This is a genomic window from Carboxylicivirga longa (genome assembly GCF_050589825.1).
Lineage (GTDB): Bacteria > Bacteroidota > Bacteroidia > Bacteroidales > Marinilabiliaceae > Carboxylicivirga > Carboxylicivirga longa.
This window is the reverse complement of sequence record NZ_JBNGOZ010000008.1, coordinates 183,868-207,410: the sequence shown is the minus strand read 5'-3', so window position 1 is coordinate 207,410 and position 23,543 is coordinate 183,868. Positions and strand designations below refer to the sequence as shown.

The following is a 23,543-nucleotide window of genomic DNA, read 5'->3' as shown; positions in this document are numbered from 1 at the left end:
GCTACTCGATAATCACAAATAGATCAACCCTGCGATTCACCAGATGAAGGCCGCGGGGGGCCAGCTTTTGGGTATCCGATAAGAGCTCAGTTTCTCCTTTATAGTCAATTTCAAAGCGTTCGCCATCAATGGCATATTCATCCACCAGTACTTTCATGGCTGCCCGGCAACGACGCTGGCTGAGTTTGATATTATAGTCGTACGATCCCCGTTCGTCAGTGTATCCTACTATTTTCACTCGCAAAGATCGGTCGCGAAGCATGGCCTGAGCCACCTGTGCCAGTGTCATATGTGCTTCTTTCGTAATGACTGATTTATCAAAGTCGAAAAAGATGGAGGCAGCGATATTTTCCTTAAACTCAATTGATTCGGTTATAATTGTACTGGTATCAGCACTGGCTGAGTCTTGCATGGCCAGGTATTCGATCTGTTGTTTTAAGGAATCCAGCTTGTGAGCCATGGGGTCGTGCTCCCGCTGACGGCGGTAATTGAGGTTAAAATCCTTGTAGGTCCAGGCAGCATGTCGCTTATTCTTTTTACCCAGTTTATAGGTCAGGTTCAGCGAAGTAATCATGTACCCATCATTGTCTGCACCCGTGAGGTTAACATCCAGGTTATCGGCATTTAAGTGATGCATCATTATCTCAGCCCCTAAATCGAAATTTCTATTGAGACGATATTTAACGCCTACACCGAAGGGAATCACCACTTCACTGTTGCGTTTAGTCTTTTTATTGGGTGCTCCTTCACCCCGTCGTTCATAGCCCATTACCAGATAGTCGTCATCGGTCCAGCCATGGGGTGTGGGATAGCCACCGATTGTTTCATACACATGCTTTACCTTCAGTATATCACCGGGGTTTAGGTATTCAATCTCGCCGGTCTCAGGATCGGTGTAACTGCCTTCGGTTAATCGGAAGAGTCGGCTTCTAAAGTAGCTGAGCCCGATCCCCAGCTTGGCATAGATGTTCCATTTGTCGCTGATGGGACCAAAAATGGCCAGTTGATTGATATTGAGGGTTCCGTTTAGCGTGATGTCGTACAGATCGCCCTCGAAGTAGCGGGTGTTCTTCTGCCCGTACATATTGGCTCGCATCCATTGCAGATCGAGTCCCCAGGGACGGTTAAACTGCTTGCTGATCATGATGGTGGGTGCAAATTTCCAGTTACTGCTCGGAAATGTAGTGTAGTCAATTACGTCCACATAATAAATAACCGGTCCAGCCCCCACGGTTATCGACCAGGTATTGTATTTATTGCCCTTTCGATATATTTGCTCTTCCGATAATTGTCCGGCATTATTCTGCGCCATTAGTTCCGCAGAAGCAAGCAGGGTATAGCTTAGCAGGAGTAAAAGTTTCTTCATTAGCGTAAGGTTTGTCCCAAAAATATTACGCTAAAGCTATGTTATTTAGTGATTTGTGTAACACTGACCCTACAATATTTTTATTAACTCTTATTTTTACTCCATAAACGCCAGTAAATACTCGTCAAATAAAAAGCCCTTTCTGCATGAGAAAGGGCTTTGTTTGATAGCGAACTATTTCGCTTAATTATTTTTGTATTGCTCAAGGCCGTCGAGCAGCCAGCTCTTGTATGCTTTAATGTCCGGGTTGTAGGCCGTTGGAGTGTTCAATGTTGTCTCCTCTTCGTCGATAATTACATAGTAAGGCTGTCCCTGCTGCTGATAACGTTCCATCTGAAACTCAGCCCATTTTTGCCCTACCGTGCGTATTGTTTTGCCGGTTAATTCGGATACATACGGTTCATCCAGCTTTTTGCGATCATCTACATATAAGGATACTAATATAAAATCGTTGCTCAGCATGTTTTTAATGTCCAGGTTGGACCATACTTTATCCTCCATTTTGCGGCAGTTAGTACATCCTTTACCTGTAAAATCAAGCAGTAATGGTTTGTTAACTTCCTTGGCGTAAGCAAGCGCTTTGTCATAATCTTTAAATGCAGGGATGTTTTGCGGTCCATAGTTCATGCCATCGGGCATGGTAAATTGAGCTGTTCCACCACCCGTGACCGGTGATTGATAGCCAACACCGAATGGCGATTCTGAATAGTCTTTCGAAGGGGGCATTCCGCTAATGAGGTTAACAGGAGCTCCCCATAAGCCCGGAATCATGTAAATGGTGAAAGCTAATGTTGCAATACCTAGCATAAAGCGTGATACCGGTATGTGTTCCATGGGTGAATCGTGTGGTAATCGAATTTTTCCTAAGAAATAGAAGCCCATAGCACCAAAAATAGCAATCCAGATAGCAATAAATACTTCTCGCTCCAAGATGTGCCAGCCCATGGTCATGTCCGCAATGGATAGAAATTTAAAGGCAAAGGCCAGCTCCAGGAAGCCCAGGATTACTTTTACCGAATTGAGCCATCCGCCTGACTTGGGCAATGAGTTAAGATAACCCGGGAACGCTGCAAAAAAAGCAAAAGGTAATGCCAGTGCAGAGGAGAAGCCCAGCATGCCTACAATGGGTCCAATAAGGCCACCACGCGCCGCATTTACCAAGAGGGCGCCTACGATGGGTCCGGTGCAACTAAATGAAACCAGGGCCAGTGTAAAGGCCATAAAGAAGATGCCCAGGAATCCGCCCTTATCCTCATTCTTAGTGGTGAAATTAACCCATGAGCTGGGCATAACAATTTCGAAAGCTCCAAAAAAGGAGGCTGCAAATACAACCAATAGTAAGAAGAAGAACAGGTTAAACCACACACTGGTTGATAATTGGTTAAGTGCGCTGGCACCAAAGATGGAGGCTACGGCAACACCCAAAACCAGATAAATAGCAATGATAGAAAGTCCATAGCTCACGCCGTTGCGAATACCGGCCGCCTTGCTTGAACTTGTTTTGGTGAAGAAGCTCACAGTCATGGGTATCATTGGAAATACACAGGGTGTAAGTAATGCTGCTAAACCACCACCAAAGGCCAGAAAGAAGATGCCCCAATAGGACTGTTCGGTGCTGCTGCTATCTTCACTTTCAGTTTCACTTACTTTCTCGGCTACAGGAGATGAGCTGTTTACCGTTAGTTCAAAGTCAACCATATCGGGTGGCATGCAGGTTTCGTCGTTACAGATCATCGACTCGATATAGCCTTTAATAGTAACTTCGCCTTCTTGCTTTAGCTGAACCACTTTTTTAAAGGTCGCCTTATTGTCAAACCAGCGTAACTCGGCCCCAAAGGTTTCGTCAAAATGAACGGTTGGGGTGGGTTCTTCACTGATGCCATCCAGAACGGTGTAGGCAGGGTTTTCTTCAATTTCGATGTTGGTGGGTACGGCTGTATTTTCGGGCAGTACCGATGAATAAATATGCCATCCTTCGTCAATGCTTGCCTCGCAAACAATCTCAACCTTTCCATCGTCCAGGTTGTTGGTGGAGAATTTCCAGGTGATGTGTTGCTCAAACTGGGCAATACTACCGGATAAAACCGTTAACAAAAGTACGAGTGTTGCTAATGTTTTTTTCATTTTATTTTATTTGTTTTCAGTTACCGTAGAAATACCCTGATGGATGATTTGATTCATCTATCAGGTATCTACATCTGTAGATGTTTGCAAAGTTACAATATTTACCTTGTACAGCATTGGTCACACCTTGTTATCGCAACGTTAATGTAGCTTCCAAGAGTATGATTTTGCGCACGAAGCGTTTCGTTACCATTGTACGATAAAAGACACCTGAAGTGTTGAAGGGGGTGACAGGGAAGGGGATGTATTTGCATGACTTATATCAGTAGAAATAAAAAAAGGTTGACCTATGATAGGTCAACCTCATTTTTATCATTATCTAATATCTTGAACTCCAGTATTCCTAGAGAGTCGGAAGGTAGCACCTTCAGGCCGTGCGTATATTCAAATTTCCATTTCAATACTTGTGATGGAAACCCTTTTTTCAGATACGCATACACCATTGGATGTACATTCAGGGTCAATTTCTTCATTTTTAGGTCATGCACAGCTTTTTTTACAGCAGCCTCGATATTCTCGGCCCAAAACAATGATGGTGCAATGGTACCGGTTCCGTTACATGTGGGACATCCTTCGCTGGTCTTGATATGCAACTCAGGTCGTACTCGCTGGCGTGTGATTTGCATCAATCCAAACTTACTAAGCGGTAAGATGTTGTGTTTGGTTCGATCAGACGCCATGGCCTGTTTCATTTTTTCGAATACCTTTTGACGGTTTTCGTTGTTTTGCATATCGATAAAATCGACCACGATGATGCCACCCATGTCGCGTAAACGCAATTGTCGGGCAATTTCATCGGCAGCAGCCAGGTTCACTTCCAAAGCATTGTTTTCCTGATTGGAAGCTGATTTGGAACGGTTACCACTATTAACATCTATCACATGAAGGGCTTCGGTGTGCTCTATAATCAGGTAGGCACCGCTTTTAAACGAAACGGTTTTGCCGAAGAGCGCTTTAACCTGTCGGTTAACATGAAACTGGTCAAATATACCGGCCGCACCTTTGTAATGTTTTACAATTTTTTGACGGTCTGGGGCAATTAATCCCACATATTCCTTAATCTCCTTGTATACTTCCTCATCATTCACATAAATCGTATTGAATGACGGATTGAGTATATCACGTAATAGCGCTGAGGTACGTCCTATTTCACCCATTACCAGTCCGGGGGCTTTCACATCTTTAATACGTGAAGTGTGTTCTTCCCACCGTTTAACCAGCATGCGGAGCTCCTTATCCAGTTCGGCTGCCTGCTTACCTTCGGCAACGGTGCGGATGATGACTCCGAAATTCTTTGGCTTAATACTCGTCAAAAGTCGTTTAAGTCGGGCTTTTTCTTCGGACGAAGAGAGTTTCTGGCTTACCGACACTTTATCGGAGAATGGTAATAGTACAATATTACGCCCTGCTATCGATAGTTCTGATGTTAATCGTGGGCCTTTGGTTGATATTGGTTCTTTGGCTACCTGAACCAATACATGCTGGCCTCCTGTAAGAACTTCCGGAATGGTTCCGTGCTTATTAATGTCGGATTCCGGTTTAAGCTTGTGCAATGACACTACTCCTTTCTTAGCTTGTGCAATGTTGAGGAATTTCTGTAAGGAACGAAATTGTGGTCCAAGATCTAGATAATGTAAGAAAGCATCTTTCTCGTACCCTACATCAATAAAGGCGGCATTTAGTCCGGGCATAATTTTTTTAACACGGCCCAAATAAATATCGCCTACTGCAAATTGAACATTGCTGGTCTCCTTGCGGAGCTCAACTAAGCGTCTGTCTTCCATTAATGCTAATGAAAGATGATCAGGAGTGACATCTACAAACAGTTCTGCATTCACTATAAGATCGCAATTTTATTTCAAAGATCGTTGTATATAAATACAAACAACAAACAGAAAGTGTTCTACTTTCTGTTTGCAAATTCTTAAAGACTAAAGAAATTACTTCTTCTTCTTATGACGGTTTTTTCTTAATCTTTTTTTACGCTTGTGCGTAGCCATCTTATGTCTTTTTCTTTTTTTTCCACTTGGCATGGCTCAACGTTTTAAATGGTTATAATTATTTTGTTACGTTATTTTTAACTTTTGTTACAAAGCTCTTAGAAGGCTTGAACGAAGGGATGAAGTGAGCTGGGATAATAATGGTTGTGTTCTTAGAGATGTTACGTGCAGTTTTTTCGGCACGCTCTTTAACAACAAAAGAACCAAAACCTCTCAGGTATACATTCTTACCTTTAACCAAAGAACCCTTGATAGTATCCATAAAAGCCTCAACAGTCTTCTGAACTGTAACCTTTTCAATTCCAGTATTTTTTGAAATCTCGTTTACGATATCAGCCTTTGTCATTTTTTCTTAAAATTATTTAATTATCAATTATTTACGGTCGTTTTCTAAAATTCAGACTGCAAAGATAGAGTAAATCTCAATAAAAAAAAACAAATGCTTTACTTTTGCTTAAAAAATTAATAATGACTGATTTCGCACTAATTTTGTCGCATTGGTATAGGAATAACCAGCGTGAGTTACCCTGGCGCAACACCGTGGATCCCTATAAGATATGGTTATCGGAAGTGATACTGCAACAGACGCGTGTGGCGCAGGGATTGGATTATTATCATCGATTTATTGATAAGTATCCAACGGTTAATGACTTAGGAGCGGCTAGTGAAGCAGAAGTACTGCGTCTTTGGCAGGGTTTGGGGTACTACACCAGGGCACGTAATTTACACGCAGCAGCTCGCTACATTGTGAAGGAATTAAACGGTCACTTTCCCGACTCTTATAAAGGTATACTGCGATTAAAAGGAGTGGGCGAATACACCGCAGCTGCGATTGCCTCCATTGCATTTGCTCTGCCGCATGCCGCCGTTGATGGTAATGTTTATCGTTTTTTGGCGCGTTATAAAGGCATCGATACGCCTATCGATAGTGGTCCGGGGAAGAAGGAGTTTGCCGCTGTGGCGACCGACCTGCTCGATGCACAACAGCCAGGGCAGCATAATCAGGCGATGATGGAGTTGGGGGCCACTGTGTGTAAACCAACTAACCCCCTATGTGATAAGTGTCCTTTTGTACTTAGCTGTGTGGCTTACACCGCGCATCAAATTGATAAACTACCGGTGAAGCACAAGTCGGTGACACAGAAGAAGCGTTATTTCAATTATTTTTTTGTTGAGCAAGAGGGAGGTATCTATGTGGAACAGCGTAAAGAAAAAGATATTTGGAAAAATTTGTATCAGCTGCCTTTGCTCGAAACTGTTCGGCATACGGCTGCAACGCGATTGCCGGGAATGAAGGAACAGCAGCTGGTTCTGCTGGATGAAAGAAAGCATATGCTAACACATCAGCTTATTCATGTGCGGTTTTTTGCGGCTGGTGCAGAAGTGCTGCCCTTGTTGGGTGGCAATTACCAATTGGTCCATAAAGAATCTCTTAAACAGTACCCGTTTTCGCAGCTGATAGCGAATTTTATAAACGAAAAAATAGGCCTTGAGCAAGATTAAACTACTTTTGTTTTTACATTAAAGTTTGTAATTTTAAACTTGTAAACTTAATATTTAAGATATGTCGGTTAATAAAGTTATATTGTTGGGTAATGTAGGAAAAGACCCTGATGTGCGGTATTTTGAGAACGATAACGCGGTGGCTAACTTCCCCCTGGCAACTACCGAAAGGGGCTATACTTCACGCGATGGTCAGACCGTGCCCGACCGAACCGAGTGGCATAATATAGTTGCCTGGCGCGGACTTGCCAAAATAGTAGAAAGCTATGTAAAGAAGGGGACCCCACTTTATATCGAAGGTAAAATACGCACTCGTTCATACGACGATAAGGATGGTGTGAAACGATATATGACTGAGGTTTATGCCGATAATATAGAACTGCTGGGACGCAAGTCTGATAATCCTGCTACGTCTCAAAGTGCAGTAGGAGCTGCCTCACAGCAGGCTACTGCCCAGAGTCAGGCACCGGCTAATCCGCCGCAGGAGGACTCGTTTATGGGTGGTGACGAGACAGATGACCTGCCATTTTAATTACGACGATCTAAAAAATATTTTGATTGGAAACCGATAGTATCAGTCAGATAATTCATTCCAGCTCTCAGGGGCTGGAATTTTTACCATTCACCCTGGCTACCCTCATAGCCTTGTTAGTTAATGTATTGCTTTTGTTGCTCTCGGCATTGATTTCCGGTTCCGAGGTTGCTTTTTTCTCCCTCGAACCTGCAGATTTACAGTGCCTGAAGGAGGAGGATAGTAAAAAGAGTCGAATGGTGTTGCGGCATTTGCAAGACAAAGAAACCTTGCTGGCAACCATTCTCATCAGTAATAATTTTGTGAATGTTGCCATCGTTATACTCACTTCTTTTATTGCGGCAGCCATTGTTGATTTTGGGGAGAACGCCACCGTTAAATTTATTTTTGAAATAATTTTCATCACGGGTCTTATCCTGTTTTTTGGCGAGATATTGCCCAAAGTGTATGCTTCACAATATTCGCGTAAGTTCGCTGGTTTTATGGCTTATCCGCTTATGTGGTTTACGCGCCTTCTGAAGCCTTTAAGCCTTATGCTCACGCGTTCGACCAATCTGGTAAACCGGCGTATTGCCCGAAAAGTGGGGAATCTTTCCATGGATGATATTTCGCATGCGCTGGAGCTTACCGGTAGCGATATTTCTGATGAGAAAGACATTCTGGAGGGCATCGTTAAATTTGGTAACATTGATGTGTCGGAGATTATGACGGCCCGTGTTGATGTGATTGATGTGGAAATAAAGAGTGGCTATAACAAGGTGCTGCAGGTGATCATTGATTCCGGCTATTCGCGCATTCCGGTATTTGACGAAACGCCCGATAATGTAAAAGGTATTTTGTATGTGAAAGACTTACTTTCTCACCTTGATGAAGGAGATGATTTTGAATGGCAGCAGTTGATACGCAAAGCCTACTATGTGCCGGAAACAAAGATGATCAATGACTTGCTGGAGGAGTTTCAGGCACAGAAAATACACATGGCTATTGTGGTGGATGAATATGGCGGAACAATGGGTATTGTTACGCTTGAAGATATATTAGAGGAGATTGTGGGCGATATAAGTGATGAGCGCGATGATGATGAGGATTTCTTCACGAGCCTGCCGGATGGCTCACTGGTGTTTGAAGCCAAGGTGCTGTTAAACGATTTCCATAAGATTACGGAAACCGATGAGGAGTTGTTTGCCGACGTAAGGGGCGAGGCCGAAACGCTGGCGGGTCTTATATTAGAGCTGCGTGGTGAGATACCGCAAAAGAACGAAGTGGTAAAGTACGAGAATTGTATATTTACCATTGTGGCCGCCGACAATCGAAGGATTAAAAAAGTGAAGTTTGAGCTAAAGAAATGAGAATGACAGGAAACAAAATAAAATGGATGGGCTTGATAATAGCTGTGCTGTGCATTGTTACGGCCTGTAAACAGCAACATACTCCCAAGCCGAGGGGTTATTTTCGAATTTCTTTTCCTGAGCGGGGCTATCAGGTCTTTAATGAGGCTCATCCCTTTCGCTTTGATTATCCGAATTATGCCCACGTAGTGCGCGACACAAGTGCCAATGCTGAGCAGCACTGGGTGAATGTTGTTTTTCCTGATTTTGACGGGCAGATACACATCAGTTATAAGGCGGTGAATAATAATTTCAATGAGCTTATGGAGGATAGCCGTAAGTTGGCTTATAAGCACACCATTAAGGCCGATGCCATTAATGAGCGAATGTTTTACAATGAAGAGCGGAAGGTTACCGGTGTTCTTTATGAGATTAGGGGAGAAGCAGCTTCGCCCTTACAGTTTTTTGCCACCGATAGCCTGCATCATTTTATCCGGGGTGCCCTTTATTTCAATGCCATACCCAATCAGGATAGCCTGGCACCTGTAATTAATTTTGTCCATGAAGATGTGATGCATCTAATGGAAACGATACAATGGAATAACTGACTCGCCATGCCATTACATGCCTTGATTGATGATTGTCCACCACTTCAAGTGGCGGTATGGGAAATGGAGGAAAGCCTGCCTGATTTACGTAAGCTCATTGATCTGTCTGATGAGGATCGTCAGCGGCTCGAAATGTTTAGGCTCGATCGACGCCGAAAGGAGTGGTTGAGTTGTAGGGTAGCCCTTCAGCAGATGCTTAGCGCATATCCGGCAGTGTGCTATGCCAACAGTGGTAAGCCGTCGCTGATCAACGATAGACGACATATCAGCATGTCGCACACGGCAGGCTATGCAGCGGTGTGCCTTAGTGAGCAGCCCACCGCACTCGATATTGAAATATGCTCGCCCCGCGTTGAAAAGGTGAGTACCCGCTTTGTTCATCCCGCCGAAGTGGCTTATATACCCGGAGACAGAAGGAAAGAGTATCTGACCGTGCTGTGGTCGGCCAAAGAGACGCTCTATAAGTACTACGATGTTTATGGTGTAGTGTTTAAGGAGCAGTTTGTTATTGATCCTTTTGAGCTGAAGGAGGCAGGTGTGTTGTCTGCGTCTTTTTATCATCAGCAGTCAGTCAGGAACTTAAAGCTTTATTATAAGTTCACAGGGGATTATACCCTGGTATATTGCTAATTGATTAATCATGATTTACGAACAGATATATAAGCCTTACCGGAAGGGGCATAAGCAGCTGGCCTTTCTCATCGATCCCGATAAGTTTCCCTTGCATCAGATGGCTAGCCTTAAGCCTTTGTTGGATGAGGCAAAGCCTGATTTGATATTGGTGGGAGGAAGTCTGGTAAGTGTGGATACGGGAGATTTTATTTGTGCGCTAAAAAAGCACATTGATCTGCCGGTTATTCTCTATCCCGGATCGTCGTTGCAGGTTTGTAAGGAGGTGGATGCCATCATTTTTTTGTCTTTACTATCGGGGCGCAATCCCGAATTTCTCATTAGTCACCATGTAACGGCTGCTCCTTTGATCAAAGCCCATGGGATAGAGGCCATACCTACGGGTTATTTGCTGGTGGATGGTGGTAAACCCACATCGGTACAATACATTAGTCAGACACAGCCCATACCGAAGGATAAAAATGATATTGCCGTGGCTACTGCGCTGGCGGGTCAATACCTGGGTATGAAACTCATTTATATGGATGCCGGTAGTGGAGCAGTATCCCCCATTCAGCCGGCTATGATTGCCCAAGTGCATGAAGCCCTGGATATACCCCTGATGGTAGGGGGCGGTATTACCACTACAGACGGTGTTGAGAAGGCTTTTGAGGCCGGTGCTGATCTGGTGGTGGTGGGCAATGTGCTGGAAAAGGATTTATCCTTGCTCCGTGATTTTTGCGCCGTTAGACAATGTTTTAATAAATAAGGTTGGGCAATGGTTCTCCCTCGCAGCCATTGGGAAAAGGGATCTCCAGAAAGGAGCATACGGTTGGTGCAAAGCGTGTCATGGATATGGCCTGATAAACATCCTGAGGGTTAATTTTCCAGCCATAAAAAATCAATGGCAAGTAGGCAGCACTCCAGTTGCGCTTGATGCGTCGTCCATCCGACAGTTCTTCGTACCAGCCCGGCTGTACCTTAATGGCGATGTCGCCCGATCGATCAGGATGGTAGTTGTGTTTTAGACTGTTATAAGAGCTTATGTTAGCTGCGGTGTATTGTAGTTGTGTAAGGGGTATGGCATAAGTCACACCCTGCATGTCGCTAAGGAAGCGAGCCGCCTCTTTTTTCATCTCTTCCCGATTAACTTTTCGCTCGGCGATCAAGTCATGATTCAGGTAGATCTGACCGTCATTGTAGGTCATCACCCATTTGCCTTGTCCATATTTGGCCATGAGGAAAAGATTGGCCAGTGAGGCTGCTTTATCGCCACTAAATAAACCGGTGGGTATATTCTGTTTGATGATATCCTCCATAGGCTTGATCGGTGCTGATACCGAAGTAAGAGCTACTAATGTATTTTCCAGACCCACCTCCTGGTCGATATTTTTCAGTAGATTGGCAATCTCCTCATCCAGGCGCATCAGCATGTCCTGCGTTTCGGCATCGAATCCTCCCTGTAGTTTACCATGTACCGTGCGTGCCGTAAAATGCAGGGTAAGAACATCGGTAACCGGCCCTTTTCCCAATTCCTCATTGATAATTTGGGCCATGGCAAAGTCGCGTATCAGCTTGTTTCCATAGGGCGAATGAATAACCGGAATGTAGGCACCTACTCCTTCTTGTTTATCAAGGGTATATAAAAAAGGCTTGGCATTGGCGCGTTGATCGCTGAAATATCGCATCTGGTGGTACTGTCTCAGGTCTTTCAGAGGTCCCCAGGTGCGGCTGCTGTAGGTTTGCAGTAACTGTTTGTCATTGAATTGCTGAACCCACTCAGGAGCTTTCAGGCTGCTGTCTTGTGGACTGATTAGCTGTATGTCTCCGTGGTGAGGGTTGACACGGTAGAGGTAATCGGGTGCATGACCACCGCTCCATACAAGGTGGCTGGGGTTAATGCCGATGACTGATATACGTGCCCGTTGGTTGTACATCCATTTTAGCTCGTCGCTAATGGTGGATGTTTGCAATAGCCGAGCCGAAGGTTGTTGCCGGGGCGTGTCGGGTAAGGGGTTGATTTCGCCGTAGGCTGCATTGATTTCTTTTTTGCGCACCCGGTCGTACCACCAGTCGGATACAATGCCATGAGTGGCCGGATGGCACCCTGTTGACAGTGTGGCCAGGTTAGTGCCAAAATAACTGGAGGCAGAGGTGTAGGCTGCATTGCGATAGAAAGCTCCCCCGTTGATAAGACGATTAAATCCGTTGTCGGAAAACTGATCACGAAAAGCTACAATCTGCTCGGTGCTCAATTGATCAACTAAAATGAACACCACCAACTTGGGGCGTGAAGAGGCCACTTTTTGACTTTGGCCGGCATGTGCAATTGAAAGTAACAGGATGAAGAAGAGTACAGCTTTTTTAATCATATCTACCATGTTGGGAGGCCAAATATAGCTATGATAGGCAATATGAGCAAGCTGTTGTGCCTGGGTTGTTTTCATTAATATGGAGTTGCGCTATCCGTTGTTGTCCTGTTTCGCATGCTGGTAGATAAGTACTTCGGCCGATTCGCTGAAAATGATACCGCCGGCATTGGCCTTTTCCAGCAGCTTGGCCGCAATTTCAGCGAAGCTATTGATGCGTTCTTCCCGATCCACTAATTCAATGATGATTGGTGTCTCCTGCGACAGTGAAAAAACTTTACTGTCGTTGATCAGGCTGTTGGCACCATACGATATTAGCCCTTTGGTGACGGTGACACCTGCCATCTTATATTTTTTGGCAGCGAAAACGATGGCTTCAAATAAGGGGCGTTGATACACCCTGTCATCCTCGCCGATAATTATCTTTAATTTCTTTGCTTCTCCTTCTATTATCATTGCGCGAGGTTTTTAATGTATTGACATGGGGTAAAAGTTTGATTTAGCCTGTCAGGACGCCTCTGTCGGGTCATTTCAATTAAACTGGTGAATAAGCAAATTACGGATATTAGCTTTCAATTTCAACCTTGTGCCTGTATAGAGGTGGGGGAGTGCCGCTTCATCCCCATGCAATCTTTGCTCAACCGGCAGCAGATGTGGGCACCGTAAAAAGAGGGAAATGCCTGTTTTGTTTGACCTTAATGACTTGCATGTTATGCAAATATTACTAATTTTACAGATACCCATATTTTACCTAAAATAATTACAAACTCTTAAATTAAGCTTTATGAAAGTTTACCAAGCTGATCAAATAAAAAATCTGGCGCTGCTCGGTGGTAGCGGCTCGGGTAAAACCACCCTCGCCGAAGCAATGCTTTACGAAGGCGGTGTCATCAAACGTCGTGGCGACGTTGAGAGTAAGAATACAGTAGCAGATTATAACCGGGTGGAGCATGAATATGGTTACTCGGTTTTTTCGTCTGTACTGTTTACCGAGTACTTAGAAAAAAAATTCAATATCATCGATTGTCCCGGATCAGATGATTTTATAAATGGTGCCATTACCTCTTTAAATGTTACCGATACGGCCTTGATGGTGCTGAATGCTACGCAGGGAGTTGAAGTGGGTACCGAAAACCTGTTTCGATATACGGAGGAATATAATAAGCCCGTGATTTTTGTTGTGAATCAGCTTGATCATGAAAAGGCTAATTTTGACCAGACCATGGATAGTGCTGCTGAAGCCTTTGGTAGCAAGGTGGTTATTGTTCAGTATCCTGTTAACGTAGGTCCTGGCTTTAATGCCGTTATCGATGTGTTGAAGATGAAAATGTATCAGTGGGGTGCCGATGGAGGCGAGCCACAGATACTGGATATACCGGCCGATCAAAAAGAACGAGCCGATGAGTTACATAATGCCTTGGTAGAAGCGGCTGCTGAAAATGATGAATCTTTGATGGAGCTTTATTTTGAAGAGGGAACACTTAATGAAGATCAAATGCGACAGGGTATCCGCAAGGGGCTGATCGGCCGTGATATGTTTCCTGTCTTCTGTGTGTCGGCCAAAAAAGATATGGGGGGTCGTCGTTTAATGGAGTTTCTGGGTAATGTGGTGCCCAACGTATCGCAGATGCCCGTGCCGGTCGCCAGCGATGGTACTGAAGTGCCTTACGATGTAAATGGCCCCACTTCCTTATTTGTTTTTAAAACCAGTATTGAACCTCACCTGGGTGAGGTGTCCTATTTTAAGGTGATGTCGGGACAGGTAGAGGAAGGCATGGACCTTATTAATGTGAATCGTAAGGCCAAGGAGCGCATTGCTCAGTTGTATTGTGTAGCCGGTAACAATCGCCATAAGGTGGACAAGTTAGTGGCCGGTGATATTGGTGCTACCGTAAAGCTTAAAGAGACGCATACCAATCATACATTAAATAGCAAAGGCACAGACTTTATGTTTGATGCCATAAAATATCCTAACCCTAAATATCGCACGGCCATCCGTGCAGTCAACGAGAGCGATGAAGAAAAGCTGGGTGAAATCCTGCAGCGCATGCACGAGGAAGACCCAACCATCAGCGTTGAGTATTCGAAAGAATTGAAACAGATTATTGTGCATGGCATGGGCGAGTTCCATCTTAACACCATGAAATGGCGCATCGAGCATAACGATAAGATTGAGGTGGAGTTCCTGACGCCCCGAATCCCCTATCGTGAAACCATTACCAAAGTGGCACGTGCCGATTATCGCCACAAGAAGCAATCAGGTGGCTCCGGTCAGTTTGGTGAGGTGCACATGATTATTGAACCCTTCTACGAGGATATGCCAACCCCCGGTTCCATGAAGATTGATGGGCAGGAGATTAAGTTGAATGTGAAAGGTTCGGAAGAGCACAAACTCCCCTGGGGAGGTAAACTTATTTACAACAACTGTATTGTTGGTGGCGCCATCGATGCTCGTTTTATGCCGGCTATTCTAAAAGGTATTATGGAAAAGATGGAAGAAGGGCCACTCACCGGTTCTTATGCGCGCGATATTCGTGTGTGGGTGTACGATGGTAAGATGCACCAGGTGGATTCTAACGAGATATCTTTTAAGTTGGCCGGTCGTCATGCCTTTAGTGACGCTTTTAAAAATGCAGGGCCTAAAATTCTGGAACCTGTTTACAACGTGGAGGTGAAGGTACCCAGCGATCGCATGGGTGATGTGATGAGTGATTTACAAGGACGTCGTGCCATGATTGAAGGCATGTCCAGCGAAAAGGGCTTTGAGGTGATTAAAGCCAAAGTGCCCCTGAAGGAGATGAATAAGTACTCAACATCCCTAAGTAGTATCACCGGAGGCCGTGCTTTTTATACCATGGAGTTTGCTCAATATGATAAGGTGCCACCCGAAATTCAGGTGGAGCTAATGAAAGCCTTCGAAAAAGAACAGCAGGAGGCATAAGCTGATATTAATGGAATATAAAATAAGCCCCTTCTTTCCTTATGATTCTGGAGAGAAGGGGTTTTCTATTGCTCGTACGTCCTAATGGGTCAGTATGTCTCAGCCTGAGTAGCCGATCGTTTATGTTTATACAGCTTAGTTGACAATAAGGTGAACAGCGCCTTCCAGGTGGATTTTCTTATCATCTTTATTAAAACCTTCCGCTTCTATTTTGTAGAAATACACACCCGGCTCAGCCTTGCGACCGCCAATGCGTCCATCCCATCCTACCTCGGGGTTATTGCTCTGAAATACTTTGCGTCCCCAGCGGTTGTAAATGAGCATGGTAAATTTATTCACTGAGCGATAAAGTACCCTGAATTCGTCATTTTGTGTGGGGGTGCTGAAGGGCGTAAAGGCATTGGGTACCCTTACCACCATATCGGTGATGCTAAAGTTGAGGGGCTCACTCTCTGCTTCACATTCCGAGTCGTTATTGCGTACATAAAGTACTACGCTGTAATCGCCATTGGCTTGAAAAGTGTAAGGTGTTCGGGCTCCATAGTTCATCAGGGTTTCATTGGCGGTCCACTTGTATTCGGTGATGTGTCCTTTTGATAAGGGCTCGCCCTCAAACTCATCGCCATAAAACTGCACAGTCATGGGTGCAGAACCTTCGGTGGCTTCGTTGTCCGCCACATCTTCGGTTTCGTAATGCATAACGGCCTCAACAGCCATGGCTGTGTAAAAGTGAGCGCCGCTGGACGCCGGTATCGCAGGACTAAATTTACCGCCTACCACCACGCTGTAGTCGGTATCCTCGGTGGGCGCACTGATGCGAAAGGTGTAATCGTTTTGTTCATTGGCCGGACCGGCAGGCTCTGAGCTCCATTCATAACCGTAGTCCACCATTACTTCGCTGTGATCGCTGCGGTGGCGGTAATAACTTAATATTTTGTTACTCGTGTATGCCATTACACGCACGTCGTTGCACGATTCAATCGGGATTCCCACAGAGTCAACCTGGGCAGCCGGCACAAAGTTCCAGCAATAAAGAGCTTGTCCATCCACATCAACCCGGTAGCCGCTTTCGGTAATGTTGGTGAGGGAGGGCATGGTAGCTCCTGCAATGGGTTCAAAGCTATTGCTTGCTTCGGCATAGCGATACCATTGATACGTGCCTCCAAGAGGTGCCGTTAATGTGGCTCCGGCAATGTTGGTATAGAAAAAAATAGAATCTTCCTGGGTACCGTCACCGTATTGTGTGGTCTCAGTGTAAAAAGCATTGGAAGTGATTTGAGCATATACAGGTATTCCTGTGCTGAGGATAAGTAAAAATAGGAACACTCTACTGGCGACTAAATATCTTGGCATGGCTCGAAGACTTTATTAAAATGGGCAGTTATGTGCTTAATAGCCCGCTTTTTATTAAATGTTGTTAGGTTGTTGCATGCGGATGTATGCTAACATGCAACAGATAAACTTTTCTTCTCAAATCTATAATAAATATTCAAACGATAAAAAGGTTAATATTATTACATTTCGCTTTCGTTCTCTCAAAATGAACTTCTATTTTTGTAGTATCAAGTACATCATTTATAAATCAGATTTATAGTGCAGGATTATTTAGAGGGATTAAACGAGTCGCAGCGAAATGCTGTTGTGGAAACAGAAGGGCCGTCGCTGGTGATAGCCGGTGCCGGATCGGGTAAAACACGCGTTTTAACCTATCGCATCGCTCACCTGTTAGAGCAGGGCGTGAAGCCTTATCATGTGCTGGCGCTTACTTTTACCAATAAGGCAGCGCGGGAGATGAAGGAGCGTATTGGCGCCGTGGTGGGTAAACATGTGGCCGGCAGCCTGTGGATGGGTACTTTTCACTCCATATTTGCCCGTATCTTGCGTTATGAGTCAAAGCATTTGGGCTATCCCTCATCGTTTACGATTTACGATACGCAGGATTCTAAAAACCTAATAAAGAGCATAGTGAAGGAGATGAAACTCCCCGAGAAAGCCTATCGCCCCGGTAGTGTATTGTCGCGTATTTCATCAGCCAAGAATGATTTGGTAACGCCCGCTACCTATGCGCGCGATGTAAATCGCACAGCGGCCGATAAAGCCTCGCAGATGCCTATGGTGTACGAAATATACACGCGTTATATGAAGGCCTGCTATAAATCGGGAGTGATGGATTTTGATGATTTACTACTCAATACCAATATTCTTTTTCGCGATTTCCCGGATGTGCTCAAGAAGTATCAGAGTCAGTTTAATTATGTGATGGTCGATGAGTATCAGGATACTAACTATTCGCAGTACTTGATTATTAAAAAACTGGCCGAAGGTCATCAAAACATCTGTGTGGTGGGCGATGATGCCCAGAGTATTTATAGTTTTCGCGGTGCGAAAATTGAGAATATTCTGAATTTCAGGAATGATTACCCCGGCTATAAGCTTTTTAAGCTGGAACAAAACTACCGTTCGTCTCAGAATATTGTGAATGCGGCCAATAGTATTATCGAAAAGAATAAAGGACAGATTCATAAAAATGTATTTTCGGCCAACGATGTGGGCAGTCCGATAAGGGTACTCAAGGCCTACTCCGATGTTGAGGAAGGCTTTTTGGTGAGTAACGATATTGTTGAGCGTCGCATGAAATCGCACAGTGAGTTTAAAGATTTTGCCATACTTTATCGCACCAATGCACAGTCGCGTGTTTTTGAGGAGGCCTTGCGGAAAAAGAACCTGCCATACAAAATTTATGGTGGTCTGTCTTTTTATCAGCGCAAAGAAATAAAAGATTTACTGGCCTATTTCCGTCTGATTATCAATCCCACCGATCAGGAGGCCTTGAAGCGTGTAATTAATTATCCTACACGCGGTATTGGTAAGACTACCATGGATCGTCTGACTGCTGCCGCCAGTGCCACTGACCAGAGCATTTGGCAGGTGATGATAAACCCTAATTTGACGCAGATAGGTATCAATGCCGGCACCCAAAAGAAACTTTCCAATTTTGTGGCCATGATTGCGCAGTTTAAGGCACAACTCGATAATCTTTCGGCCTACGAGTTGGCGGCTGAGGTGGCTTCGGCCAGTGGCGTTATGAAAGACCTCAATAGCGATTCGTCCATTGAAGGCAAGGGGCGTATCGAAAACATTGATGAACTATTAAACGGTATAAAAGAGTTCACTGAATCGCGTCAGGAGGAAGGAGAACCTGCCAATCTGGTTAACTTCCTGGAAGATGTAGCTTTGCTGACGGATCAGGATAATGAGAAGGCCGACGATATTAATAAAGTAACCCTCATGACCATTCACTCGGCCAAGGGACTCGAGTTTAAGAATGTTTACGTAGTAGGTGTGGAAGAGGGTTTGTTTCCGGCTACCCAGTCAACCGACAGTGAAAAAGGCCTGGAAGAAGAACGACGCCTGTTTTACGTGGCCGTCACCAGAGCCGAACAAAATGCGACTATCTCCTTTGCCCGCTCGCGCTATAAATACGGTGAGTTAACGCATACCCGCCCCAGTCGTTTTATTGGCGACATTGATCCGGCCTATCTTGATATCAATCCTGAGGATTTTGTGCGCAACGAACGGCCTCAACCCAACTTCAGAAAGCCACAAATGAATACCGGCAGTGCGCTGAAGCCCCGCATTCGTATGAATTATAAGCCTGAAAGTGCGGCATCGAAGCCCAAAATTAATATTAGTACCGGTGCTGTTCAGGGCTTGCAAGAAGGTATGCGCGTTGAGCACGAGCGCTTTGGGCAGGGCGAGGTTATCAAAATAGAAGGAGAGGCACCCAATGTAAAAGCTACTGTGAAGTTCATCAATGCAGGTCAGAAACAATTATTACTCAAATTTGCCAAACTAAAAATTTTGAACTAGCTTTGTGGCATTCAGTTACTACGCTAATAAACAATTAAGTAATACTTCTCCGAAAGGAATTATTAAATTAAATTCCGTTAAACAACCACCGTTTGAAGGATATAAAAGTAAGATTTTAATACCAATTGATGGATTACAATTCTAATCGTAAAAACCTGATTCTGCCCGAATATGGTCGTCATATTCAAAAAATGGTTGACCACGCGTTAACCATTGAGGATCGCGAAGAAAGAATGACATGTGCCAATACAATTATTGGCATTATGGGCAATATGTTTCCCCACTTGCGTGATGTCAATGATTTTAAGCATAAATTATGGGATCACCTGGCAATCATGGCCGATTTCAAGCTCGATATTGAATACCCCTACCAGCTACTAGAGAAAGAAACCCTGACCAAACGTCCCGATAAGATTCCGTATAAAAACAGTAAAATACGCTATAAGCATTATGGCGAGCTGGTGGAACAGATGATTGATAAGGCGGTTTTATTAGAAGATGAAACCGAGCGTAAGCATCTGATTATGATGATTGCTAATCACATGAAGAAATCACTGGCTGTTTGGAATAAGGATGCGGTTACCGATGATCGTATTTTTGATGATTTAAAGCGGCTGTCGAAGAATCAACTGGTGGTTGAGGAAGGCACCAGGCTGATAGAAATAAAAGAACAGCATCAGCCGCGCAACCGAACCAACAAAAAACGTCCGCAAAACAAACCCAAGAAAAAGTAAGCCTTTACTTATTCAAATCAACGTGTTATGAATTGCTTCGAAATTGAAGGCGGTCACCGCCTGAAAGGAGAGATTACGCCTCAGGGTGCCAAAAATGAGGCCTTGCAGGTTATTTGTGCTGTGCTGCTCACGGCCGAAAAAGTCACTATTACAAATATTCCGGACATCGTGGATGTGAATAACCTCATTGACTTGCTTGGTCAAATGGGCGTTGTCATCGATCGTATTGATCGTAACACCTGTGCTTTTACGGCGTCAGATGTAAATCTTGAGTTCCTGCAAACACCGGATTTCAAAAAGCGTGCTTCATCGCTGCGTGGATCCATTATGATTATGGGGCCACTACTGGCGCGTTATGGCAAGGCTTATTTTCCAAAGCCCGGAGGAGATAAAATTGGACGTCGACGCCTGGATACCCACTTTATTGGTTTTGAAAAATTAGGTGCGCATTTTAATTTCGATGCCGAGGATATTTTTTATACCGTAGAGGCAACTCAGATGAAGGGTACCTATATGTTGCTTGATGAAGCCTCTGTAACTGGAACGGCTAATATTTTAATGGCGGCGGTGCTCACACCGGGTAAAACCACCATTTATAATGCTGCCTGTGAGCCTTATCTGCAACAGTTGTCGCGTATGCTCATTGCCATGGGTGCGAATATTAAAGGCATTGGATCCAACTTGCTGGAGATTGTTGGTGTGGAAAAATTGAGTGCTTGCGAGCACCGTATACTGCCCGACATGATTGAGATAGGTAGTTTTATTGGTATGGCTGCCATGACAAGTTCTGAGATTACCATTAAGAATGCCGCAGTAGATCAGCTGGGTATTATCCCTATGATGTTCCGTCGCATGGGCATTGATCTTCAGTTTGTGGGCGATGATATTTTTATACCTGCTCAGGAGAATTATGAGATCGACACTTTTATTGATGGCTCCATAATGACGATTGCTGATGCACCCTGGCCGGGACTCACGCCCGATTTATTAAGCGTATTTCTGGTGGTGGCAACACAGGCGAAAGGCAGTGTACTTATTCATCAAAAAATGTTTGAAAGCCGTTTGTTTTTTGTGGATAAGCTCATTGACATGGGGGCACGCATTATACTCTGCGACCCACACAGGGCAACCGTTATCGGTCTTAATAAAGAGAATGCTCTACGGGGGGCAGTACTCACATCGCCTGATATTCGTGCGGGTGTGGCTTTGTTAATAGCTGCATTGTCGGCGCAGGGAACAAGTACAATACAAAATATTGAGCAAATCGATCGAGGATATCAAAATATCGATGGCCGTTTGCAAAAATTGGGTGCCAAAATAAAACGATATTAAGCTTTTCGGCTTCTTGAAGGAATTTGATATACGCATGTAAATCATGCTATTGAGTATTATTACAACTGTCTGTTAGTGTACTGTGTACATCATTAATCACTGGTAGACAGTTGTTTATAGATATCTACTTATTCTTTTTTTCGCATATTCATTGCAAAAAAGACAAAAAATTACTCCGGTTTCCCCTGTGTTTTACAAGGCGAAATAAACTGCTTATCACGAAAATTGGCATGTTTATCTAAAAAGAAAAAATGCTACGCATATTTTTCTGAAACTTTACACCGAAAACAATTTCAACTATAAGTATCATGAAGCAGCTAAAATTAATATTAGCTACGATGATTGTGGGCTTGTTCTTTTTATCATTTATGGTCGATAGAAAGGGCTCCGTCGTTGGTTTGGATACGGGCAATAAAGCGCCGGTATTTCAAGCTGCGCTGATGGATGGTACGGCGTTTAATCTGGAAGATCTGAAGGGTAAGATGATTCTTCTTAATTTTTGGGCGTCGTACGATGCGCAATCCAGAATGAATAATTACCACCTGCTTGACTTACTGAAGCACTATGAACAGAAAGCGTTCATCAGTGGTAAGGAGTTAATCGTGGTGAGTATATCGCTGGATCGTTTCAAAGCACCACTCAAGCTTGCCATCGAGCAAGATCAAACCATGAGGTTTAGGCATATTTGCGACTTTATGGGCGCTAATAGTAGCATTAGCAAGATGTATAACATCGAAGAGCCGGTTAATATTCTTATTGACGGTGAGGGACGTATTATCATTAAAGACGTCAAGTATTCAAAGATTGAGAAATCGCTAGCCTACCTGTCAGCGATTTAATACCCAAACAAATTTTTTATGCATATGAAGAATGTACATCCGGCCTGGATCATACTGTGCCTTTTGCTGTGTTTTAATTGGCCGGCGCAGGCACAAAAAACAGGAACGGCTATCGGTCAAAAGGCACCTAATATTAAATTGCGGAACCCTGATGGTAAGATGATGGAGCTGGAGGCACTGCGGGGTAAGATGGTGCTGATTGATTTCTGGGCCAGTTGGTGCGGCCCCTGCCGGCGCGAGAATCCGGTGGTTGTAGCAGCTTATGAGGCCTTTAAAGATAAGGCCTTTAAAAAAGGTGAGGGCTTTACAGTATTTAGTGTGTCATTGGATAAGAAAAGAGCTTCGTGGGAGCAGGCCATCGAGGATGATAAGCTTGAGTGGCCCTATCATGTGAGCGATCTGGCGGGTTGGAATAGTCGTGCCGCTGCCCTGTATGGTGTCAATGGCATCCCCATGAATTTTTTAATCGATGAAGAGGGTATTATTATTGCCACTAATTTGCGGGGCTATGCCTTGAAAGCGACGCTGAAAAAACTACTTAAGTAATATAAAAAAGAATGGCATTTAGGCACCTACAATTGAGTTTGTGGGTGCCTTTTGTCATGTTAGGGTCTTATGTTGACCTCTTTTGTTGCTTTAACTGTCATTTTGTCTTTGTGTTATAACTTGGCAGAATAATTGTAAATTTGCATGCGCTATGTCCGCGTTGAAGGATGCATAGTACAAATGATTAAAAAAATAAAAAATACGATATAATGGATAATAAATCATCTAAGAAAGAGAGAGCGAAAGAAAAGGCGCTTGACGAGCAGGCTGCTGAAGAAATTAAGGATTTATTGGAAGAAGAAGTAACGGACGAGGCAGAGACGTCTGAATTGGAGACTCCGGAATCGGAAACGGCTGAGCCCAGCAAAGATGAGGCAGAGCAGGGTGACGAGGAAAACATCTTGAAGAAGTATAATGAAGTGAATGACAAGTATCTGCGCCTTAGTGCTGAGTATGATAACTATCGTCGTCGGACGCTGAAAGAAAAAATGGAGCTGACCAAGACTGCCGGTGAGAGTATATTATTGGCCCTGCTGCCCGTTATTGACGATATGGATCGTGCTGTGGCGCATATGGATGAAGCCAAAGATATGGAGGCTCTTAAGGAAGGTATTAAGCTTATTCGTACTAAGTTTAATGATTTTCTGGGTCGACAGGGAATGAAAGAGATTGAAGCCAAAGACAAAGAATTTGATACAGATCTGCATGAGGCAGTGACAAAAATTCCTGCACCAACAGACGAGATGAAGGGTAAAGTAATTGATTGTATCGAGAAAGGGTATACCTTAAATGAGAAGGTTGTGCGTTTTTCAAAAGTTGTTGTAGGCGAATAAACAAGCTTT

General features: G+C 44.1%; 20 protein-coding genes. 13 read left to right on the top strand and 7 right to left on the bottom strand.

Features of this window, described 5'->3' with window-relative positions:
• Nucleotide 1: 1 nt before the first annotated feature.
• The 4 genes from ACRD7A_RS09360 to ACRD7A_RS09345 form a co-directional block, all read right to left on the bottom strand.
• On the bottom strand, nucleotides 2-1,366 hold the full coding sequence (locus ACRD7A_RS09360) for an OmpA family protein (RefSeq protein WP_430810540.1): 1,365 nt from the start codon (nucleotides 1,364-1,366) through the stop codon (nucleotides 2-4).
• A 183-nt stretch (nucleotides 1,367-1,549) separates the two neighbouring features.
• Nucleotides 1,550-3,490 carry a protein-disulfide reductase DsbD family protein gene (locus ACRD7A_RS09355; protein ID WP_430810541.1) on the bottom strand — a complete coding sequence of 647 codons (1,941 nt, stop codon included), beginning with the start codon at nucleotides 3,488-3,490 and terminating at the stop codon, nucleotides 1,550-1,552.
• A gap of 287 nt (nucleotides 3,491-3,777) precedes the next feature.
• Nucleotides 3,778-5,328 carry an Rne/Rng family ribonuclease gene (locus tag ACRD7A_RS09350; protein WP_430810542.1) on the bottom strand — a complete coding sequence of 517 codons (1,551 nt, stop codon included), beginning with the start codon at nucleotides 5,326-5,328 and terminating at the stop codon, nucleotides 3,778-3,780.
• 220 nt (nucleotides 5,329-5,548) lie between these two features.
• Nucleotides 5,549-5,836, bottom strand: a complete 288-nt coding sequence (locus tag ACRD7A_RS09345) for an HU family DNA-binding protein (protein WP_430810543.1) — start codon at nucleotides 5,834-5,836, stop codon at nucleotides 5,549-5,551.
• Between the two features lie 122 nt (nucleotides 5,837-5,958).
• Between ACRD7A_RS09345 and mutY the strand changes: the two genes are divergently transcribed.
• The 6 genes from mutY (at nucleotide 5,959) to ACRD7A_RS09315 (ending at nucleotide 10,839) form a co-directional block, all read left to right on the top strand.
• Nucleotides 5,959-6,993: an A/G-specific adenine glycosylase gene (gene mutY / locus ACRD7A_RS09340; RefSeq protein ID WP_430810544.1), complete on the top strand. Its 1,035-nt coding sequence runs from the start codon at nucleotides 5,959-5,961 to the stop codon at nucleotides 6,991-6,993.
• 61 nt (nucleotides 6,994-7,054) lie between these two features.
• A complete protein-coding gene (locus ACRD7A_RS09335; protein ID WP_430810545.1) occupies nucleotides 7,055-7,525 on the top strand; it encodes a single-stranded DNA-binding protein in 471 nt (156 codons plus the stop codon).
• A gap of 26 nt (nucleotides 7,526-7,551) precedes the next feature.
• A complete protein-coding gene (gldE, locus tag ACRD7A_RS09330) occupies nucleotides 7,552-8,874 on the top strand; it encodes a gliding motility-associated protein GldE (protein WP_430810546.1) in 1,323 nt (440 codons plus the stop codon).
• 2 nt (nucleotides 8,875-8,876) lie between these two features.
• Nucleotides 8,877-9,461: a gliding motility lipoprotein GldD gene (gldD, locus tag ACRD7A_RS09325; RefSeq protein WP_430810547.1), complete on the top strand. Its 585-nt coding sequence runs from the start codon at nucleotides 8,877-8,879 to the stop codon at nucleotides 9,459-9,461.
• Nucleotides 9,462-9,467: 6 nt separating this feature from the next.
• Nucleotides 9,468-10,091, top strand: a complete 624-nt coding sequence (locus ACRD7A_RS09320; protein WP_430810548.1) for a 4'-phosphopantetheinyl transferase superfamily protein — start codon at nucleotides 9,468-9,470, stop codon at nucleotides 10,089-10,091.
• Between the two features lie 10 nt (nucleotides 10,092-10,101).
• Nucleotides 10,102-10,839 carry a phosphoglycerol geranylgeranyltransferase gene (locus ACRD7A_RS09315; RefSeq protein ID WP_430810549.1) on the top strand — a complete coding sequence of 246 codons (738 nt, stop codon included), beginning with the start codon at nucleotides 10,102-10,104 and terminating at the stop codon, nucleotides 10,837-10,839.
• On the opposite strand, the gene ACRD7A_RS09310 is transcribed toward ACRD7A_RS09315, so the two are convergent.
• Together ACRD7A_RS09310 and ACRD7A_RS09305 are read right to left on the bottom strand one after the other, a co-directional pair.
• On the bottom strand, nucleotides 10,829-12,517 hold the full coding sequence (locus ACRD7A_RS09310; protein ID WP_430810550.1) for an alkaline phosphatase family protein: 1,689 nt from the start codon (nucleotides 12,515-12,517) through the stop codon (nucleotides 10,829-10,831). The two genes, ACRD7A_RS09315 and ACRD7A_RS09310, sit on opposite strands and share 11 nt — an antisense overlap.
• 15 nt (nucleotides 12,518-12,532) lie before the next feature.
• Entirely contained in the window at nucleotides 12,533-12,895 is a 363-nt protein-coding gene (locus ACRD7A_RS09305; RefSeq protein WP_430810551.1) for a DUF190 domain-containing protein, read from the bottom strand.
• Nucleotides 12,896-13,223: 328 nt separating this feature from the next.
• Between ACRD7A_RS09305 and ACRD7A_RS09300 the strand changes: the two genes are divergently transcribed.
• Nucleotides 13,224-15,380, top strand: coding sequence for an elongation factor G (locus tag ACRD7A_RS09300; protein WP_430810552.1), 2,157 nt, complete (start codon nucleotides 13,224-13,226; stop codon nucleotides 15,378-15,380).
• 135 nt (nucleotides 15,381-15,515) lie between these two features.
• Here ACRD7A_RS09300 and ACRD7A_RS09295 read toward each other — a convergent pair whose 3' ends face one another.
• Entirely contained in the window at nucleotides 15,516-16,733 is a 1,218-nt protein-coding gene (locus tag ACRD7A_RS09295) for a T9SS type B sorting domain-containing protein (RefSeq protein WP_430810553.1), read from the bottom strand.
• Nucleotides 16,734-16,973: 240 nt separating this feature from the next.
• Between ACRD7A_RS09295 and ACRD7A_RS09290 the strand changes: the two genes are divergently transcribed.
• From ACRD7A_RS09290 to ACRD7A_RS09265, 6 genes are all read left to right on the top strand, one after another.
• Nucleotides 16,974-19,250: an ATP-dependent helicase gene (locus ACRD7A_RS09290; RefSeq protein WP_430810554.1), complete on the top strand. Its 2,277-nt coding sequence runs from the start codon at nucleotides 16,974-16,976 to the stop codon at nucleotides 19,248-19,250.
• A 128-nt stretch (nucleotides 19,251-19,378) separates the two neighbouring features.
• Nucleotides 19,379-19,984 (top strand): DUF4290 domain-containing protein, encoded by a 606-nt coding sequence (locus ACRD7A_RS09285; protein WP_430810555.1) that lies wholly within the window; start codon nucleotides 19,379-19,381, stop codon nucleotides 19,982-19,984.
• Between the two features lie 27 nt (nucleotides 19,985-20,011).
• Entirely contained in the window at nucleotides 20,012-21,316 is a 1,305-nt protein-coding gene (gene murA, locus ACRD7A_RS09280; RefSeq protein ID WP_430810556.1) for a UDP-N-acetylglucosamine 1-carboxyvinyltransferase, read from the top strand.
• A gap of 308 nt (nucleotides 21,317-21,624) precedes the next feature.
• The gene (locus tag ACRD7A_RS09275) at nucleotides 21,625-22,155 is read left to right on the top strand and encodes a TlpA family protein disulfide reductase (RefSeq protein ID WP_430810557.1); all 531 of its coding nucleotides are present in this window, start codon (nucleotides 21,625-21,627) and stop codon (nucleotides 22,153-22,155) included.
• A gap of 24 nt (nucleotides 22,156-22,179) precedes the next feature.
• A complete protein-coding gene (locus ACRD7A_RS09270) occupies nucleotides 22,180-22,701 on the top strand; it encodes a peroxiredoxin family protein (RefSeq protein ID WP_430810558.1) in 522 nt (173 codons plus the stop codon).
• A 209-nt stretch (nucleotides 22,702-22,910) separates the two neighbouring features.
• Nucleotides 22,911-23,534, top strand: coding sequence for a nucleotide exchange factor GrpE (locus tag ACRD7A_RS09265; RefSeq protein ID WP_430810559.1), 624 nt, complete (start codon nucleotides 22,911-22,913; stop codon nucleotides 23,532-23,534).
• The last annotated feature ends 9 nt before the right edge of the window (nucleotides 23,535-23,543 follow it).